Source organism: Janthinobacterium sp. GW823-FHT03B06 (assembly GCF_058796955.1).
On the sequence record NZ_JBXAJE010000001.1, the window covers coordinates 311,400 to 329,455 of the forward strand.

Consider the following 18,056-nt stretch of genomic DNA (forward strand, 5'->3'; position numbering starts at 1 on the left):
CGACAAGATACTGGTGATTGATGCAGTAAGAGGCAGGTCGGATTAGCGAAGCGTAATCCGACAAGATACGGTGTAAACCTCTGCGGCACCTGTCGGGTTACGCCGTTCCGGCTAACCCGGCCTACGACTGGTGATTGATGCAGTAAGAGGTAGGTCGGATTAGCGAAGCGTAATCCGACAAGAGACGGTGTAAGCCGCTGCGGCACTTGTCGGGTTACGCCGTCCCGGCTAACCCGACCTACGACTGGTGATTGATGCAGTAAGAGGCAGGTCGGATTAGCGAAGCGTCATCCGACAAGATAGCTGCGTCAGTTCGTGGTTTCCACCGGCAGCGTCTCCGGCAGTGCTGCCGGGTCCGTCGGCGTCTCCGCCTCCATATCCAGCGTCTTCACGCCATTCATGTCGATGAATTCATCGTACAACCATTCGCCGTCGACCTGGCTCAGGCCTGCCGGCACGTCGCGCGTGACTTGCGGGCGCGTGGAAAGCGCCGTGCGCATGTAGTCGATCCAGATCGGCATGGCCAGGGTCGAACCGAATTCGCGTCCGCCCAGCGATTTGGGTTCGTCGTAGCCCATCCACGCCACCGCCACGATGCCGCCGCTGTAGCCGGCGAACCAGCCGTCGACGGCGTCGCTGGTGGTACCCGTCTTGCCGGCGATGTCGCTGCGTCCCAGTTTTTTCGTCGCCGCCGCGCCCGTGCCCGTGCGGGCCACTTCGCGCAGCATGCTGTCCATCACGAAGGCGTTGCGCGGGGCCAGCGCCAGGGTCTTGTCGTCGTTCGGTGCGGGCGGTTTGGTCTGCATCAGGATGGTGCCCCTGGCGTCGACGATGCGGTCGATCAGGTATGGTTCCACCTGGTGGCCGCCATTGGCGAACAGGGCGTAGGCGCCCGCCATCTGCACGGGCGTGACGGAACCCGTGCCCAGCGCCATGGTCAGATTGCTGGGCTGGCGGGCCGGATCGAAGCCGAATTTTTCCAGGAAGTCGTGCGTGTACGACACGCCCAGCGCGCGCAGGATGCGCACCGAGGCCACGTTCTTCGACTGCGCCAGCGCGTAGCGCATGGTGATGGGGCCGTCGAACTTGAAGTCGTCATTCTGCGGCGCCCACACCTTGCCGCCCGCCTGCATTTCCAGGGGCACGTCGTTGATCAGGGTGGCCGGCGAAAAGCCTTTTTCCAGCGCCGCCGAATACACGAAGGGCTTCATGGCCGAACCGGGCTGGCGCCACGCCTGCGTGACGTGGTTGAACTTTTGCAGGTTGTAGTCGAAGCCGCCCACCATGGCGTGGTAGGCGCCCGTGTCCGCATCCAGCGAAACGAAGGCGGCGGCCACCAGCGGCACTTGCGTGATGGCCCAGTTACCCTTGGCGTCCTGGCTGATGCGGATCACGGCGCCCGGGCGCAGCTTGATGCCGGCGCTCGCCTTGGCGGACAGCGCCGGGGCGGCAAAGCGCAAGCCGTCGCCCGTGATGGCCTTGGCGTCGCCGTCGCCCGTGTCGGCCACCACCTTGCCGCTGGCGACTTCCGTGACGACGGCGGCGATCAGGCCGTCGCTGTCCGGACGTTTTTGCAGCGCAGCATCGATGGCGTCGTCGCGCTGCTCGGGATCGGCCGGCATGTCGATGAAGGTTTCCGGGCCGCGGTAGCCGTGGCGCTGGTCGTAGGCGATGACGTTGCGGCGCGTCGAGGCGTAGGCCGCGTCCTGATCCGCCTTCAGGATCGTCGTGTAGACGCTGATGCCCTTGATATAGCTGTCTTCCTTGAATTGCGCAAACACGGCCTGGCGCGCCAGTTCGGCCACGTATTCGGCGTGCGTGTCGAAACCCTGTTTGCCGCGGCTGTTGATATGCAGCGGCTGCGCCAGCGCCTGCCGGTACTGGCCTTCGCTGATGTAATCGAGTTCACGCATGCGTTTCAAGACCAGCTGCTGGCGCGCGTGCGCCTTTTTCGGGTTGCTGATCGGGTTGTGGCGCGACGGGTTTTGCGGCAAGCCGGCCAGCATGGCCATTTCCGCGATCGACAGTTCCGACAAGGGTTTGCCGAAATACGTCTGCGCCGCGCTGCCGAAGCCGAATGAGCGCTGGCCCAGGTACATCTGGTTCATGTACAGCTCGAGAATCTGCTCTTTCGACAGGGCCGCTTCGATTTTGAGGGCCAGCATGATTTCATTGAGCTTGCGCGAGGCGACTTTTTCGCGCGTCAGGAAGAAGTTGCGCGCCACCTGCATGGTGATGGTGGAGCCGCCGCCATGGCCGAAGCCGTGGCGCAGGTTCGACAGCACGGCGCCGCCGGCGCGCACGAAGTCGATGCCGTGGTGTTCGTAGAAGCGGCTGTCCTCGATGGCCAGCAGGGCTTTCTTCATCATTTCCGGCACTTGCGCAATCGGCACGAAGTCGCGGTGTTCTTCGCCGAATTCGCCGATCAGCACATTGTCGGCCGTGTACACGCGCAGCGGGATCTTCGGCTGGTAATCGGTGATGACGCCCAGCTCGGGCAGGCGCGGGCGCACGTACAGGAACAGGTAAGCGGCCAGCAGCACGGCGGCGGCCAGCGCGGCGCCGCCGGCGATGATGAAGCCGCGCGCGGCGGCGCGGCGGGAGGGCCAGGGGAATCCGGATCGTTTGGCAGTCAAGGCAGTCTCACATGAGCGTGCAGGGCACGGTGGCAGCGATTATAGACCAATGCGGCGGCGCTCCCCGTGCGGGCCGGGCGCCGGGACCGGGAGCAAAAAACCTTTTCATCGAAACGCGGCTGTGCGATAGTCTCGGCTTCAAGCAAATAGCCCGGGCGTCAATCCGGGCTGTTTAATTTATACAATTAAGGATTTATTTATGGCAAAAGATGCAATGCCGAGCGCCGTGAAGCCGTACATCCCGGCCGATGCGAAGCTGCCCGAGATGACCTTCCGCGCGCTGTTCATGGGCGTCATCCTGGGGATGGTCTTTGGCGCCTCCTCGCTGTACCTGGTGCTGAAAGTGGGCCTGACCGTCAGCGCCTCGATTCCCGTCGCCGTGATCGCCATCACCCTGTTCGGCCTGGCCAAGAAGGTGGGCGGCAAGGATTCGTCGATCCTGGAAAACAGCATCACGCAGACGGCCGGTTCGGCCGGCGAATCGCTGGCCTTCGGCCTGGGCGTGACCATGCCCGCCATTTTGATCCTCGGCTTCGACCTGGAAATCTCCAGAGTCATGCTGGTCGGTATCCTCGGCGGCCTGCTGGGCATCCTGATGATGATCCCCATGCGCCGCACCATGATCGTCGACCAGCACAAGGAACTCAAATTCCCCGAAGGCACGGCGTGCGCCGAAGTGCTCAAGGCGGCCGCCACGGAAGAATCGCGCATCGCCGCCGGCGAAAGCATCGAGAAGGATTCGGCCGCCGCGCTGGACGCCAAGCGCCGCGCCAAGATCATCTTCGGCGGTTTTGCCGTCGGCTTGCTGTATAAAGTCTTCAATATCTCGTTCAAGGGCTGGAAGGATACGCCGGGCGTGGAATTTGCCGCGCCGCTCAAGGGCGGCTCCATCGGCGCCGAGATTTCCCCTGAATTGCTGGGCGTGGGCTACATCATCGGCCCGCGCATCGCCGCCACCATGGCCGCCGGCGGCGTGCTGTCGTATCTGCTCTTGATCCCGATGATCAAGTTCTTCGGCGACAGCCTGACGACCGTGCTCTCGCCGGGCACCAAGTTGATCAGCGAAATGGGCGCGGACGACGTGCGCAGCGCCTACGTGCTGTACATCGGTGCGGGCGCCGTGGCCGCCGGCGGCCTGATTTCGCTGGTGCGCGCCATGCCCATGATCTGGCGCAGCCTGTCGGCCGGCCTGAAGGGCATCGGCAAGGGCATCAAGACCGATTCCACCTTGCGCACGGACCAGGATATTCCCCTGAAATGGGTCGTCATCGGCTGCCTGTCCATCATCGCCGTGATCACGTTCGCCACGCCGCTGCACATGAATTTCCTCGGCGCGCTGCTGATCCTCGTCTTCGGCTTCCTGTTCGCCACCGTGTCGTCGCGCCTGACGGGCGAAATCGGCTCCTCGTCGAACCCGATCTCCGGCATGGCCGTGGCCACCTTGCTGTTCACTTGCCTGATCTTCCTGATCATGGGCTGGACGGGCGGGCGTTACTATGTGACGGCCCTGTCGGTGGGCGCCATCGTCTGCATCGCCGCCAGCAATGCGGGCACGACGTCGCAAGACTTGAAGACGGGCTACCTGGTGGGCGCCACGCCGCGCCTGCAGCAGTACGCGATTTTGGCGGGCGCCTTGTCGTCCGCGCTGATCCTCGGTCCGATCCTGCTGAAACTGAACGAGGCGAGCACCGTCTACGTGCCGGCCGCGCAAGTGGCGCCCGGCCTGACGGTCGATGCATCGAAGCTGACGGTGACGGGCGAGCTGCATGGCCCGCAAGCCGAGAGCGACCACAACACGTACAAAGTCTGGCAAAAGACCGATACCGTGGGCGGCCCGGCCGGCAAATATTTTGTCAAGGAAGATGGGCAACTCGCTTACCTGGTCGATCCGGGCATCAACGGCCACTACAGCAAGCGTCCGGACGGTTCGGAAGTGAAGAAATACGATGCGCCGAAGGCCGTGCTGATGTCCTACATCATCAAGGGCATCCTCGACCAGCAGCTGCCGTGGACCCTGGTGCTGTTCGGCGTGATGATCGCCGTGGTGCTGGAAATGGCCGGCATTCCATCGCTGGCGTTTTCGGTGGGCGTGTACCTGCCGCTGTCGTCGACCTTGCCGATCTTCGTCGGCGGCCTGGTGCGCTGGCTGGCGGACCGCCGCAACAACAAGCTGGAACACAACGCCAAGCTCAATGAAGAAGAACGCCAGCTGGCGGGCGACCGCAGTTCGGGCGTGCTGCTGGCGTCCGGCTACATCGCCGGCGGCGCGCTGGCCGGCATCATCATTGCAATCACGGCCGGCGTGCTCACGCACTTCGACCAGATGATGGCCGACTGGGCCGAGCACGGCAACCCGTTCTACGCGGGCTTGAACGCGGATGCGCTGTCCCTGCTGCCGTATGCGGCCATCATCGTGCTGCTGTACTTCGTGGCGCGCGAGAAGAAGGCATCGCAGGCCTAGCGCGCGACCGATCCGCATTGCCAGCCAAAACCGCCCGGGTGATACCGGGCGGTTTTTTTTGCGCCGTGCAGGCTGCTGCAGCCAGTATTTGTTGTAAAAATGAAATCAGATGGACCTAGGGTGGTATATTATCGACAATATTTAAAATACAACAAACTGGAGTTCCATCCATGTTCAAGCTGCGATGCCGTCACAAGTTGCAATATTGGCTCCATGTCGCCTTGCTGGCGGCCAGTCCCGCCCTGCATGCGGCGGCATTTCCCGTCGAGGCCATGTTCGAGGCGGAAGCCGGGGCGCCGGGCGGTCCCTGGACGCAGGAGTATCTTGGCAGTAATGTGATTTCCGGCGGCAGCTACCTGTCCACGCCATCGGACCTGGCGCGCGCCGATACGCCGGGTGCGGCGGCCGAGTTGTCGTACGCGGTGGCCGTGCCCCGCGACGGCAACTACACGGTCTGGCTGCGCGTGCTGGCGCCGGCGGCGGACGCCGCATCGCTGTACCTGGCGCTCGACAATGGCGCCTATGCCAGCGTCTCCGTGCCGTTCATTGCCGGCCAGGCCGCGCAGTGGACCTGGGTGCCCGTCACCCGCTGGCTGGCCGCGGGCGAACGCGAACTGAAGCTCCAGTACCGCGAGGGCGGCGTGGGCATCGATTGCCTGCTGGTGACGGCGCTCGCCGATTTTGTGCCGCAAGGCTATGGCGCGTACCCGCTGCCCACCGTGCTGCCGCCGCCAGGCGAGCATCCGCGCCTGTTTGCCCGGGTGGGCGACCTGGCGGCCATACGCAGCCGGTTCGAATCTGATGCACAGGAGATGGCTACGCATCGCGCTGTCCTGAATGGGTTTATCGCATCACCGGCGGTCGTGGCGCTACCCGTGTTCGTGCCAGGCGGCCCCGCCGGGAGCAACCACCAGGTCGACGTGGTAAGCACGATCAAGGCGAAGGCGCTGTTCTCGCTGCTGTACGAACGCGACGGTTCGCCGGTGCAGGCGCAACGGGGGCGCGAAGCCGTGCAAATGCTGCTCGACTACCTGGCGGCCGTGCGCTTTTCGCCCGGGTATAGCCACCCGAACGAAAAAGGCGACATCATCCTGGCCAGCGCCATGGTGTATGACTGGTGCTTCCATCTGATGAGCGCGCAGCAGCGCGCCTATGTCGTCACGCGCTTTACGCAGATTGCCGCCACGATGGAAATCGGCTTTCCGCCATCGCGTCAAGGCGCCGTCGTGGGCCATGGCAGCGACAACCAGCTGCTGCGTGACCAGCTAGCGGCCGCCATCGCCTTTTATGACGAGGCGCCGCTGGTCTACAACATCGTTGCCGGGCGCTTCTTTGCCGACTATATCGCGCCGCGTAACTACGCCTACGCCGCGCAAGCCTATCACCAGGGCGCGTCCTATGGCACGGTGCGTTTCCTGGCGGACATGTACGCCGCCTGGCTGTTCCGGCGCATGGGCGCTGCCCCCGTGCTCGATCCCGTGCAGCAGATGACGCCGTATCATTGGCTCTACACGCGCCGCCCCGACGGGCAATGGATGCGTGATGGCGACGTCTATCATTCCTCCTATACCAACAGCAGGCAGACCTGGAGCGAACCGCTGGCCTTCATGTTGCCCGCGACCTACTATAACAATTCCACCTTGAAGCATGAGTATTTGAAGCAGTCGCTGCAGCAGTCGACCAGTTTTATCCATGCCAAGGACAGCATCTGGCCTATTTTGCTTGGCAATACAGGCATGGACAGCACGCCCAATCCGGCCACCTTGCCCTTGACCAAGTATTTCCCCGATCCCGCCGGCTTGATGATCGCCCGCACGGGATGGAGCGATGGCATACATGTCGAGTCGGGCAATGTCGTGGCGACGATGAAGCTGGGCGGCGACTGGTTCGGCAACCACGAGCATTACGACGCCGGGCATTTCCAGATTTACTACAAGGGCGGCCTGGCCATCGATTCGGGCATTTACAGCGGCAGGGATGTCGCCGATCCCGCCATTGTCCTGGAATACGGCAGCGCGCACGACATGAACTATCACAAGCGCAGCATCGCGCATAACACGATGCTGGTGTATGACCCCAGCGAGAGTTTTGACGGTTATGCCAATGACGGCGGACAGCGCTTTCCTGGCGAGGAGCCGCAAACCCTGGCGGAACTGGCCAACGGCTACAAGGTGGCCACGGTCCTGCGGCACCAGTCCGGCCCCCAGGCGCAGGCGCCGGACTTCAGCTACATCAAGGGCGACCTGACGGCGGCCTACAGCAGCAAGGTGCGCCAGTTTCAGCGCTCGTTCGTGTTCTTGAACCTCAAGGATGCGAACCACCCGGCCGCGCTGATCGTGTTCGACAAGGTCAGCGCCAGCGATGCGGGGTTCAGGAAGACCTGGCTGTTGCACAGCCAGTCCGAGCCGGAAATCAGCGGCGACACGGTGGTCATCCAGCGTACGGATTGGGACTACAACAGCACCTTGCAGTACAACGGCAAGCTGATCAACCGCACCGTGTTGCCAACGAATGCCGTGCTGGCCAAGGTGGGCGGCAGCGGCAATGAATTCAGCGTCGGCGGCATCAACTATCCCATCCAGCCTGAAGCGGACTATTCGACCGAGGAAGCGGGCGCCTGGCGGCTGGAAGTGTCGCCGCCGGCCGCCAGCGAAACGGACTTGTTCCTCAATGTCATGCAGGTGATGGATGCCGGCAGCGCGCTGCCAGCGCTGCCCACGACGGCCATCGCTTCGCCGCTGCTGGCCGGCGTGCAGATCAAGGACCGCGTGGTGCTGTTTTCCAGGAGCGGCTTGCCGCTGGGCGGGACCGTCACCTTCGAGCTGCCGGCACAAAGCGCGTCCATGCAGGTGCTGGTGACGGATTTGCAGGCGGGAAGCTGGACTGTCCGCAAGCGCGGGTCGGGCGGCCCCATCGAGGATGAGGTGAGTGACGACGGCGGTGCCTTGTATTTTGTCGCCAATGGCGGCGGTGTGTACGACCTGCAGCGCAGCGCAAGTGGCACCGGGCGCGCGGCGGCGGCGTTGCCAGCGTCACCGGCCGTGCCGTGAAAGGCCAGGCTAGACAGGCCGCGCCGCCAGTTGTGCAGCGCTTGCGTAGATCGTCACGTGTTCGGACGCCATTTGGCGCAGGTGGTCATAAAATGCCTGCGCCGGTATGCACCACGACGCCGCGTCGCCCACGTGCCCGTTGACGCGCAGGCCGGCGGCGTCGAACTCCCGGTGAAAGTAGTCGCGCAGGTCGCCGCGCCCGGGATGGTCGATGCGGCGCTGCGCGATGGCCGGATCGAAGGGGCGCACGGGCACGTCCCAGCGCCGGCCGGCGTGGTCCAGGCAGGTCAGCAGCTTTGTCTCGCCTGCCCACACGGGCACGGGAAAGGCCTCGCCCATGGCGTCTTCCAGCGCGTGATAGAACGTCACCGGTCCCATGGAAATGCCCAGGCCCAGCACCTTGGCCCGCTCGCAGCCGATGAAGCGCTGCCAGGGCGAATCCACGCCGAAAATCGATGGCGCGCGGTGATGCGCCTCGGTGAGCGCGGCGGCATGGCGGCCCCACGCGGACACGGAGTGGGTCGGGTGGATGCTGCGCCGGACACCGGCGCTGGCGAGGAACGCTTCGGGCAGGCGCCCCATGTGCGTGCCATGGCGGCGCGGGTCGAACACATAGTCTTTCATGTCGCAGGTGGCGCGCACGGTCCCGCCCGGCAGATAGTAGGTGGGCAGCAGCAGGGTGCCTTGCGGGCCGACGGCGTCCTGCAGGGCGCCAATCACGGCCGCCGCGCCGCCTTCCACGTAGCCGAGGCTTTTCAGCGAAGAGTGCACGAACAGCGTATCTCCATGCGCGATGCCCAGCCGCGCCAGATCGGCGGCCAATCCGGCGCGCGTCACGTGGCGCGCGCCGTGGCGCATGTTGCGGGCGCTGGCGGCGCGGCGCCACGTTTCCAGCGCGGCCCTGGCGGTGCGCCTGGCCCCTTCAAGCATGGCCTGACTCCAATTCCAGCAGGTTGGCATCGATGCAGAACTTGGCGGCCCAGTTCAGGTAAGCCCAGGTGCCGTAGTCGCCATCGACGGGAAACGAGCCCTTGACGCCGCCGCGCGCGTGCGCGGGGCCGTCGATGCTGACCGCGCGCCGCACGTAACTATTCAGGCGGCGCGCCGCGTCGAGGTAGTGCCGCTCGCCCGTGAGCTGGTACAGCAGGAACAGGCAATGCGCGTTTTGCGCGGAACCGGTAAGGCAGGCGTAGCCGGCCCCCGGCTGGAAGTCGGGTCCGAGACGGCCAGGCAGGTAGCCGTCTGCCGCCACGGCCCTGGCGACGCTCGTGCCGGTGCGCGCGGCGGCCTCCAGCAGGTCGGCGCGCGCCGAAAAGCGGTGCGCTTCGAGCACGCCGCGCAAGGCGTAGCCGATGGTGTGGGTCAGGGGCAGCAGCGGGTTGTCCAGGCAGTTCGAGGCGAACCAGCCATTGGGGCGCTGCTTCGTCAACGCCCAGTCGACCTGGCGCAGGCCCGCCGCGCCATAGCCGTGGCCCGGCGCGATGCGGTCCGCTTCGAACAAGCCCCACGCCACGTGCGTTTCATACGCCTTGTCGCCGGCGCTGGCGAACGGCGTCGGATGGCGGCGCCAGCAGCCGTCGGCATCCTGGCTGTCGCGCAGCCAGCGTGCCGCGCGGTGCATGGCGTCCTCGTAGGCCCCGCCGTACGCTGCCACGCCGGCCGCCAGGCCAAGCAGGATCTGGCCTGTGTTGAAGGTGACGGGCACGCGCGGCGTCGAATCGATCTTCCCGCCCTGGAAACCGCCTTCCGGGAACTGGATGGCCACGCACCAGTCGAGCATGCGGCGCGCGCGCTCGTGCAGCGCATCATCCCCGCCCTCGTCGCCCGTGCGCTGCGCCAGGGCGATGACGGTGGGGATGATGTAGCCGGTGGTTTCGGGATAGGAGCTAGCCCAGCCCGTCAGCAGGCTGTAATCGCGCGCGACGCCGCCGTCGTTGGAGCTGGAATGGTCCTGCGCCGCGCATAGCCAGGCCGTGCAGGCCTCGACGACAGCTTGCGGCCCGGGGTCAAAAGCGGGCAGGCCGCGCCGGTCCGACAGCCGCTCCATGCGCGCCGCCGCCGGCAGGCCCGCCTGCGGCGCCAGAGTATTCCTGAGTTTCGCGAGCAAGGCGCGCATGGCATTCCATCCGGTGGTTGGCTCAGGCTACTGTAGCGCCGGCCATCGGCAAGGCTATTGACTTGCCGCAAGGATTGGCCGCCGCGTCGCTGCCGCGGGAATTGACGCATAATGGCTGTATCACCATCGCCGACGAGGCCCGCCATGAACACCGTCACGCTTGAGTATTCGGTCGTCACCAATCCCGACTCGTTTGTCGGCTTCAAGTATTACGTCAAGGCGGGGCAGGCATTCGATGCCGACGATTTCGCCTATTCCTACAAGCTGAACCGGTCCGACCTGGACCCGGACAGCGTGCTGGCCGCGCGCGAGGCGGCGGCGAATTTGCAGCCGGGCGAGTGGCTGACGGTGTCGCATTCGATTGCGGCGTAGCCGGCATCCTTATGCTGGCGCAAACCACGCGCGCAGTTCATCGACGGCCTTCTGCGCCGAGTCTTCGGTCAACGTGAGCACGATGACCATTTCCTGCGCCGGGCGATGCTGCCCATCACTGCCGGCCAGCTCGATGGCTTGCCCGAAGCTCGTGTAGCAGGGGCCGAACTCCTGCGGGCATTGCTGCACGATGCGCACCGCCTTGCCGGCGTTGCGGTCCGCCAGGTTGACGATGGGATTGCCGTCATAAAATGGCTGGCCATTGGCAAATGCGGTGCGCAGATACGGCGCGCACTGGCTGTCGAGGAAGGCCAAACGTGCCTGCCAGTACGCCTCTGCCGCCGCATACACGGCGTGGTCTTCGAGAAAATCGGCAAACAGGAAATCGTTCATTATGGTCTCTCCGGCTAGATGCCGAACACTTTCAGGATCGCGTCAGTAAAACCCTCGAACCAGCTGCCTACCTTGCCCGGCTGCTTGCCGTGGCGCGGGGTTTCTTCGTACAGGTAGACGCCGTTGCCGCCGTCGAAGCGGTCGTTGAGCAAGGCTTGCTGGCCGCGCAGGTAGGGCAGGAAGGTTTCGCTGCGCATCGTCGAGTACAGCACGTCGGTGGTAAAGCCCAGGGTGGCGGACTGGCTGATGGAGCGGCCCTGGCCCGCCCGTTCCAGGCGCACGCCGCGGCAGCCGCGCACGATCAGGGTGACGGGGCCGCGAAACACGATGAAGCGCAGCTGCAATGTGAGCCAGGCGTGCAGGCTGCCCAGGCGCCAGTGGCTCGATAGCGCCAGCGGCTGGCCCGCGTCGCAGACCAGGCCCACGAGGCCCCGCGGCTGGAATACGAGCGCGCTGCCGGTCGGCAGGTGGACGACGGCCACTTCCAGCAGCGGGTCGTCGCTGGCGGAAATCGTCACGGATGCGGTCACGTCGCTTTCCAGCCGCGTCAGCGCCGCCATGCCGGCGGCCAGGCTGGTGAAGGGAAAGCGCCAGTCCAGCAGCCACTGCGTGCGTTTATGCGTGCCGACGGGCGACGATTGCAGGTATTCGGGATGGATCAGCATGCGCTGGCCGGGCTGCAGCAGCAAGCCCTGCGAGACGGCGGAAATGCGGGACTGGCCATCGGGCGGCAGGGGGAGCGCAGTGGCCGTCACGCCCAGCGCGTGCGCGATGGACAAGGGCTTCAGGCGCGAAGCGATGGGCGCCAGCACGAAGTAAAAGAAGGCCTTGATGGCGGCGGGCAGCAGGATGGCCGACAGCACCAGCAAGGCGGCCGTGGGCGCCACGTCGAGCACGGGAGCGCGCCAGCGGGCGATCCAGTTGCGCGCCAGTTGTTCTTCGCCTGCCGCAATCGCCTTTTGTACGGGCGCCAGCGCGCCGGCCAGCGCCGCATTATCGACGGCGAATGGCGCGGGGCGGGTGATGTTGGTGGCGTTGCTGGTGCGCGCGCGCTGCGCCAGCCAGGCCTGATAGGCTTGCAGATTGGTGTCGCGCAAGCGCTGGCCCTCCGCGTCGAGCTGCGACAGCTGCGCGTAGGCGTCGCTGCCGGGCAGGCGCGCCGCCACGGGATGCTGCGCTTCCAGTTCCCGGCGCTGGCGCAGGTTGTGTTGCAGTGCGGCATACGCGCGCACATGTTCCGCATGCAGGCGCGCCAGCGTCTGGCGTGCATCTTCGCCGCCGATCGCCGCCTGCAGGGCGCTCAGGTAACGGGCTTCCTGCGCCAGCACTTCGATTTCCACGCGGCGCGTGGCTTCGTCTTGCGCATGCAAGGCCAGGGTGCTCGGGTCGGGCAGGGGAAGGGTGAACAGCGACGGCTGCCGCTGCGCGCGCAAGGCGGCCAGTTGCGCCTGCACTTGCTTCAGGCGTGCCGCGATGGCCGCGTGCGAGGCGTGCTGCAAGGCGTTGACGCGCAGCGTGGCCGCCTCGGCCAGGCTGGCACCATGGCTATCGGCGCTGCCGGAAGCCTGGCGCAGGGCGGCGACAGCCTCGCTGCCGGCGCTGTAGCTGCGCCATTCGGCCAGCAGCAATCGGCCGGCCAGCAGGATGACGATGAACAGGGCGAACTGCAGCGCGTGGCGCAGCAGGAAGCGCAGGATGGCCGTCAGCAGCTGGCGCAAGGAGATGCGTCCTTAGCCGGCCGCGCTATCGGCGTCGGCGCAGCATTTCTTGTATTTTTTGCCGCTGCCGCAGTGGCACGGGTCGTTGCGGCCCGTTTTCGGCAGTTCGCGCAGCACGGTGGCCCCGGGCTGGCTTTGCTTCAGGTGGCGTTGGCGCGCCCAGGCGGCGTTGATGGCGATGACGGCGGGAATCACGCCATCCATGGCCGTTTCAGCCGCATCGTCATCGAGTTCGCTGGCGCTGGCCAGGTGCTGGAACGGCGCCAGGTAATCAGGATGGCTGACGGCCAGGGCCGCCCACTGGGGCTTGTCCAGGCTCGTGCCAAGTATAAAGCCGGCGCACCAGGCGGGCACGCTCCATTCGGGGCCGCAGACGTAGATGGGCTCGAAGCTGTCCGGGTCCTTCGCCAGCCATTCGACCATGTAGGCGTGGTGGCGGCGGGCCAGGCTGGCCGCCCGTTCGCTGGCAGCATCCGCTGCGGGCGCGGCGCTGCCGGCCGCCTTGTCCCAGACCCATGGCAACCACTGCTCCTGCGCGATCTGTTTCGGGTTCAGGGCGACGGCTGTGAGAAAACCTTCGAGCATCGACACGTCCATGGCACGGCTTTCCAGCGCGGGCGCGGCCAGCAGGGTGTCGAGTTCGGCGTATTCGTCGTCGGAGAGGGGCGAGGTGGTGGAGATGCTGGACATAATATTCTTTGCTGAGTGGGGGGAGTGGCCGGTGGCCCTGGCTGTATTGTACCGCCCGCCAAGGCAACAACCGGCGCCGGAATGAAAAACGGCGGCCCGCGGGCCGCCGTTTTCAGCTAAGGCAGAACGCTTACTTCACGCCGTGCATCAGTTTGTTGATCAGCGGTGCGATCAGAAACAGCACGACGCCGGCGCCCAGCAGGGACCAGAAGCCGAAGGTGTAGCCGGACAGGGCCGATTGCACCGACATGCCGCTCGTGCCGCTGACGTGGCTGGCGAAAATGCCCGACAGGTTGTTGCCGATACCGGTCGACAGGAACCAGCCGCCCATGCCCAGGCCCACCAGGCGCACTGGCGCCAGCTTGGTGACCATGGACAGGCCGATAGGCGACAGGCACAGCTCGCCGATCGATTGCAGCACGTACACGGTGGTCAGGGTCCAGAACGGGATCTTGTTATCGGCGCCAACCAGGCTCGACAGAGCGAAGATCAGCAGGCCGAAGGCCAGCGCATTGCCCAGCAAGCCCAGGCCGAATTTGCGCGGGATCGAAGGGTTGACGTTGTGGCGCGCCAGGAAGACCCAGACGGCGGCGATGATCGGCGCGAAGACGATGATGGCGACCGAATTGACGGTCTGGAAGTAGGCGGTCGGGAAGATCCAGAAGCCCAGGTCGCGGTTGACGATCTTGTCAGCCAGGAAAGTAAACGAGCTGCCTGCCTGTTCGAAGAACATCCAGAACAGGATGTTGAAGACAAAGATCAGCAGCATGGCGATGACGCGGTCGCGCGCCACTTTGCCGTTGCGGATGCCTTCGATCATCAGCATGACGGCCAGGCCGACGAACAGCACGGTCAGGACGATTTGCAGCTTTTCAGCGCCGACGGTCAGCAGGAAATACATCAGCGGGATCACGCACAGGGAGCCGACGGCCACCCAGACGACGCGCATCGGGTTGCCGGAACCGGCTTCCGGAGCGCCGATGCCCTTCAGGGCGCGGCGGCCGATGAAGAACCATACCAGGCTGATCAGCATGCCGAAACCGGAGGCCATGAAGACCATCTTGTACGACGGCATGGCGCTGGTGCCGAAGATCGACTCGGCCAGCCATTGCGTGAAGACAGGCGCGACCATGGCGCCCATGTTGATGCCCATGTAGAAGATCGTGAAACCACTGTCGCGGCGCGGATCGGCGGTCGTGTACAGCTTGCCGACCATGGTCGAGATGTTCGGCTTGAACATGCCGTTACCGACGATCATCGTGGCCAGGCCCAGGTTGAAGATGTCCTGGTTCGGCACGGAGATGCAGAACAGGCCGGCAGCCATGAAGATGGCGCCCAGCAGGATGGAACGCTGGTAACCGATGACGCGGTCGGCGATGTAGCCGCCGAACAGGGCGCCGGCGTACACCAGCGCGAGGAAGGAACCGTAGGTCAGGTTGGCCGCTGCCTGTCCCGAACCGTCGCCGCCGTGGAACTGGGCCACGATGTACAGTACCAGCGCCCAGCGAACTCCGTAGAACGCGAAGCGTTCCCAGAATTCAGTCATGAACAACATCCACAATGGGCTTGGATGGCCCATAATCTGCTTGAACTCGGGAATAACGGCTTCCTTGTTGGGCGTAGTCGCACCGCTCATGCGGTTCCTCCTGAAAAATTATTATAGTCAATCGATACAACGAACTTATGGAAGCCTGCGGGCGGCGGGGACTCTCATGAAGAACCGTACGCACGGGAATTCCAATAGGCTGGCATTCTAATCTACAAATTGCGCGGAGCGAAGGTTTCGATTCGCATTAGCAAGAATGACTGTTTCATATTAGTCAAACCGGTTTGCAGGCAAGGATGGCCTGGGCGATTTTGCGGCGGCACAGCACAACTTGCCTGACTTGTCGTATATTAAGGCTGCAAGACCTTCGAGCATCGATTTTTAAAGGATTTTTCGCATTATGGAACACGACGTTATCGATACTCTGGTTTCACCGGAAGGCCGCCTGGACGTGCTCTCCAAGACTGAAGTCAACAAACTGCTCGACACCAGCCAGGGCGGCCTGTACAACACTTTCCGCCGCTGCGCGCTGGCGGTCTTGAATTGCGGCAGCACCATCGACGACGGCCGCGCCCTGCTGGAGCGCTACCAGTCGTTTGAAATCTCCATCATCCAGCGCGAGCGCGGCATCAAGCTCGACATCAAGGGCGCGCCAGCCATCGCCTTCGTCGACGGCAAGATGATCAAGGGCATCCACGAGCACCTGTTCGCCGTGCTGCGCGACATCATCTTCGTCAGCGACGAAGTGACGGGCAACCCGAAATTCGACTTGCAGAGCACGGAAGGCGTGACGGACGCCGTCTTCCACATCCTGCGCAACGCCAACGTGCTGCAAACCCAGCTCAACCCGAACCTGGTCGTCTGCTGGGGCGGCCACTCGATCAACCGCGCCGAATACAATTATTCGAAGGAAGTGGGCTACCAGCTGGGCTTGCGCGGCCTCGACATCTGCACGGGCTGCGGCCCGGGCGCCATGAAGGGCCCCATGAAGGGCGCCACCATCGGCCACGCCAAGCAGCGTTTGCACAATGGCCGCTATCTCGGCATCACGGAGCCGGGCATCATCGCGGCCGAGTCGCCGAACCCCATCGTCAATGACCTGGTCATCATGCCGGACATCGAAAAGCGCCTGGAAGCGTTCGTGCGCGCCGGCCACGGCATCGTCGTCTTCCCCGGCGGCGCGGGCACGGCCGAAGAGATTCTGTATATCCTCGGCATCCTGCTGCACCCGGACAACGCCGAGATTCCGTTCCCGCTGATCTTCACGGGCCCGGAAACGTCGCGCGAGTACTTCGTGCAGATCAACCAGTTCATCCACGACACGCTGGGCCCGGAAGCGCAGCAGCGCTATAAAATCATCATCGACGACCCGGAACTGGTGGCGCGCGAAATGCTCGAAGGCATACGCCAGGTGCGCGAATTCCGCAAGGCGCACAGCGACGCGTATTACTTCAACTGGCTGCTGAAGATCGACCACGAGTTCCAGAAGCCTTTCCAGCCCACGCATGAAAACATGCGCAACCTGAGCCTGCACAAGAACCAGCCCACGCACTTGCTGGCGGCCCAGCTGCGCCGCGCGTTCTCGGGCGTGGTGGCGGGCAACGTCAAGGATGACGGCATCCGCTCGATCGAAAAGCACGGCAACTTCGAAATCCATGGCGACAAATCCATCGCCGGCCCCATGGATGCGCTGCTCGCCTCGTTCGTCGCGCAGCACCGCATGAAACTGGCGGGCACGGCCTACGTGCCGTGCTATACCGTGGTCCAGTAAACAGTCTTGACACCATCGCGCCGCCCGCCCCCTGTGTTTGCAAGGGGGGGCGGGCGGCGCCTTTTCATCCGCGTTCCCATCCATGCCCCCATCGTGTTCCTTCGCCGCCACAGGCAATCAAATCGCTTGCGTCATCGATGCGTGGGTGCTATCTTTGGAACCGGTTCCAAAATAAAAATATGCAGATCAACAGGTAGTGGAGAGCACCTTGGATTCAGTACGCGGCAACAAAAAAACAGCCTCCGGCGAGCCGCCACGGCCCGTGACCATCGCCCAGGTGGCGCGTGAGGCGGGCGTGTCGAAGACGAGCGTGTCGCGCTTTCTCGGCGGCGAACTCGATGCCCTGTCCGAAAATATCCGCCAGCAGATCGCCAGCACCATCGCGCGTCTCGGCTACCAGCCGAACCAGATGGCGCGCGGTCTCAAGCGGGGACGCACGCGCCTGATCGGCATGGTCGTGGCCGACATGCTCAATCCCTACACGGTGGCCGTGCTGCAAGGCGTGGAAGCGGCTTGCCAGCAGCATGGCTATACCTTGATTCTGTGTAATACCGGCAATGACGAACAGCGCGAACGCCAGTCGCTGGCCGCGCTGCGCTCGTACAGCGTGGAAGGGCTGATCGTCAACACGCAGGGGCGCAATATTCAGTCGTCCGACTTACAGCAGGCGGACATGCCCATCGTGCTGGTCGACCGCCGCATCGAGGGCGCCGATTTCGACCTCGTGGGCCTGGACAATGTGCAGGCGGGCCGGCTGGCCACCGCGCATCTGATCGAGCAGGGTTTCGACGCCATCGCCTTCGTCGCGCCGCCATTGACGGGCGTCAGTTCGCGGCTGATGCGCGCCGAAGGGTTCCAGGCCGTGATGGCCGAGCATCCCGGCTGCGTGGGCGAAGTGCTGGCCGTGGACCTGGACGACCGGTCCGCCATCGACGCGCAGGTGCGTCTATGCCTGGCGCAGTGGCGCGGCCGCCGCGTGGCGCTGCTGGCCTCGAACGGCATGGTGGCGCTGGAACTGGCGCTGATGCTGCAGCGCCTTGCCTTGCGCATGCCGCAGGACGTGGGCTTGCTGGGCTTTGATGAATTGCCATGGTCGCCGCTGGCGGGCCTGAGCACGATCGAGCAGCAGACCTATGACATCGGCTTTTCGGCGATGACGTGCATGCTGTCGCGCCTGCAGGGCGATCAATGCCCGCCGCGCGAGGTGCTGTTGCCTGGCAAGTTGATTGTGCGCAATTCCACCCAGGGTAGCGAAGTACGCAAGGGCGGCGACGCTTGAGGAGGGGAAGAGGGCCTTGCCCTT

General features: G+C 64.6%; 12 protein-coding genes. 5 read left to right on the forward strand and 7 right to left on the reverse strand.

Annotated elements, in window-relative coordinates; translation table 11 throughout:
- Positions 1-308: 308 nt before the first annotated feature.
- Positions 309-2,636: a penicillin-binding protein 1A gene (locus tag AC1RBA_RS01475; RefSeq protein ID WP_492416177.1), complete on the reverse strand. Its 2,328-nt coding sequence runs from the start codon at positions 2,634-2,636 to the stop codon at positions 309-311.
- Between the two features lie 199 nt (positions 2,637-2,835).
- Here AC1RBA_RS01475 and AC1RBA_RS01480 point away from each other — a divergent pair, with 199 nt between their 5' ends.
- Both AC1RBA_RS01480 and hepB read left to right on the forward strand, forming a co-directional pair.
- The gene (locus tag AC1RBA_RS01480) at positions 2,836-5,097 is read left to right on the forward strand and encodes an OPT family oligopeptide transporter (RefSeq protein ID WP_492416178.1); all 2,262 of its coding nucleotides are present in this window, start codon (positions 2,836-2,838) and stop codon (positions 5,095-5,097) included.
- 170 nt (positions 5,098-5,267) lie between these two features.
- The gene (hepB, locus tag AC1RBA_RS01485; RefSeq protein ID WP_492416180.1) at positions 5,268-8,147 is read left to right on the forward strand and encodes a heparin/heparin-sulfate lyase HepB; all 2,880 of its coding nucleotides are present in this window, start codon (positions 5,268-5,270) and stop codon (positions 8,145-8,147) included.
- Positions 8,148-8,156: 9 nt separating this feature from the next.
- Here hepB and AC1RBA_RS01490 read toward each other — a convergent pair whose 3' ends face one another.
- Both AC1RBA_RS01490 and AC1RBA_RS01495 read right to left on the reverse strand, forming a co-directional pair.
- On the reverse strand, positions 8,157-9,077 hold the full coding sequence (locus AC1RBA_RS01490; RefSeq protein ID WP_492416182.1) for an AAC(3) family N-acetyltransferase: 921 nt from the start codon (positions 9,075-9,077) through the stop codon (positions 8,157-8,159).
- Entirely contained in the window at positions 9,070-10,263 is a 1,194-nt protein-coding gene (locus AC1RBA_RS01495) for a prenyltransferase/squalene oxidase repeat-containing protein (protein ID WP_492416184.1), read from the reverse strand. Before AC1RBA_RS01495 ends, AC1RBA_RS01490 begins: the two co-directional genes overlap by 8 nt.
- A gap of 144 nt (positions 10,264-10,407) precedes the next feature.
- Here AC1RBA_RS01495 and AC1RBA_RS01500 point away from each other — a divergent pair, with 144 nt between their 5' ends.
- Positions 10,408-10,635, forward strand: a complete 228-nt coding sequence (locus AC1RBA_RS01500) for a hypothetical protein (RefSeq protein ID WP_070219933.1) — start codon at positions 10,408-10,410, stop codon at positions 10,633-10,635.
- A 9-nt stretch (positions 10,636-10,644) separates the two neighbouring features.
- On the opposite strand, the gene AC1RBA_RS01505 is transcribed toward AC1RBA_RS01500, so the two are convergent.
- The 4 genes from AC1RBA_RS01505 to AC1RBA_RS01520 all read right to left on the reverse strand — a co-directional run bounded on the left by AC1RBA_RS01505 (position 10,645) and on the right by AC1RBA_RS01520 (position 15,072).
- Positions 10,645-11,028, reverse strand: coding sequence for a hypothetical protein (locus tag AC1RBA_RS01505; RefSeq protein WP_492416186.1), 384 nt, complete (start codon positions 11,026-11,028; stop codon positions 10,645-10,647).
- Positions 11,029-11,042: 14 nt separating this feature from the next.
- Complete coding sequence (locus tag AC1RBA_RS01510; protein WP_492416187.1) at positions 11,043-12,746, reverse strand: hypothetical protein; 1,704 nt, start codon at positions 12,744-12,746, stop codon at positions 11,043-11,045.
- Positions 12,747-12,758: 12 nt separating this feature from the next.
- Positions 12,759-13,436: a UPF0149 family protein gene (locus AC1RBA_RS01515; protein WP_492416189.1), complete on the reverse strand. Its 678-nt coding sequence runs from the start codon at positions 13,434-13,436 to the stop codon at positions 12,759-12,761.
- A 130-nt stretch (positions 13,437-13,566) separates the two neighbouring features.
- Positions 13,567-15,072 (reverse strand): peptide MFS transporter, encoded by a 1,506-nt coding sequence (locus AC1RBA_RS01520; protein ID WP_070219941.1) that lies wholly within the window; start codon positions 15,070-15,072, stop codon positions 13,567-13,569.
- A gap of 310 nt (positions 15,073-15,382) precedes the next feature.
- Between AC1RBA_RS01520 and ppnN the strand changes: the two genes are divergently transcribed.
- Both ppnN and AC1RBA_RS01530 read left to right on the forward strand, forming a co-directional pair.
- Positions 15,383-16,753 (forward strand): nucleotide 5'-monophosphate nucleosidase PpnN, encoded by a 1,371-nt coding sequence (gene ppnN / locus AC1RBA_RS01525; protein ID WP_070219944.1) that lies wholly within the window; start codon positions 15,383-15,385, stop codon positions 16,751-16,753.
- A 208-nt stretch (positions 16,754-16,961) separates the two neighbouring features.
- Entirely contained in the window at positions 16,962-18,032 is a 1,071-nt protein-coding gene (locus AC1RBA_RS01530) for a LacI family DNA-binding transcriptional regulator (RefSeq protein ID WP_070313555.1), read from the forward strand.
- Positions 18,033-18,056: the final 24 nt, after the last annotated feature.

Bases quoted from the DNA above. Each gene is read 5' to 3' on its own strand.
- AC1RBA_RS01480 (WP_492416178.1), top strand. From the start codon at position 2,836: ATGGCAAAAGATGCAATGCCGAGCGCCGTGAAGCCGTACATCCCGGCC.
- ppnN (WP_070219944.1), top strand. From the start codon at position 15,383: ATGGAACACGACGTTATCGATACTCTGGTTTCACCGGAAGGCCGCCTG.
- AC1RBA_RS01490 (WP_492416182.1), bottom strand. From the start codon at position 9,077: ATGCTTGAAGGGGCCAGGCGCACCGCCAGGGCCGCGCTGGAAACGTGG.
- AC1RBA_RS01500 (WP_070219933.1), top strand. From the start codon at position 10,408: ATGAACACCGTCACGCTTGAGTATTCGGTCGTCACCAATCCCGACTCG.
- AC1RBA_RS01505 (WP_492416186.1), bottom strand. From the start codon at position 11,028: ATGAACGATTTCCTGTTTGCCGATTTTCTCGAAGACCACGCCGTGTAT.
- AC1RBA_RS01515 (WP_492416189.1), bottom strand. From the start codon at position 13,436: ATGTCCAGCATCTCCACCACCTCGCCCCTCTCCGACGACGAATACGCC.
- hepB (WP_492416180.1), top strand. From the start codon at position 5,268: ATGTTCAAGCTGCGATGCCGTCACAAGTTGCAATATTGGCTCCATGTC.
- AC1RBA_RS01495 (WP_492416184.1), bottom strand. From the start codon at position 10,263: ATGCGCGCCTTGCTCGCGAAACTCAGGAATACTCTGGCGCCGCAGGCG.
- AC1RBA_RS01520 (WP_070219941.1), bottom strand. From the start codon at position 15,072: ATGAGCGGTGCGACTACGCCCAACAAGGAAGCCGTTATTCCCGAGTTC.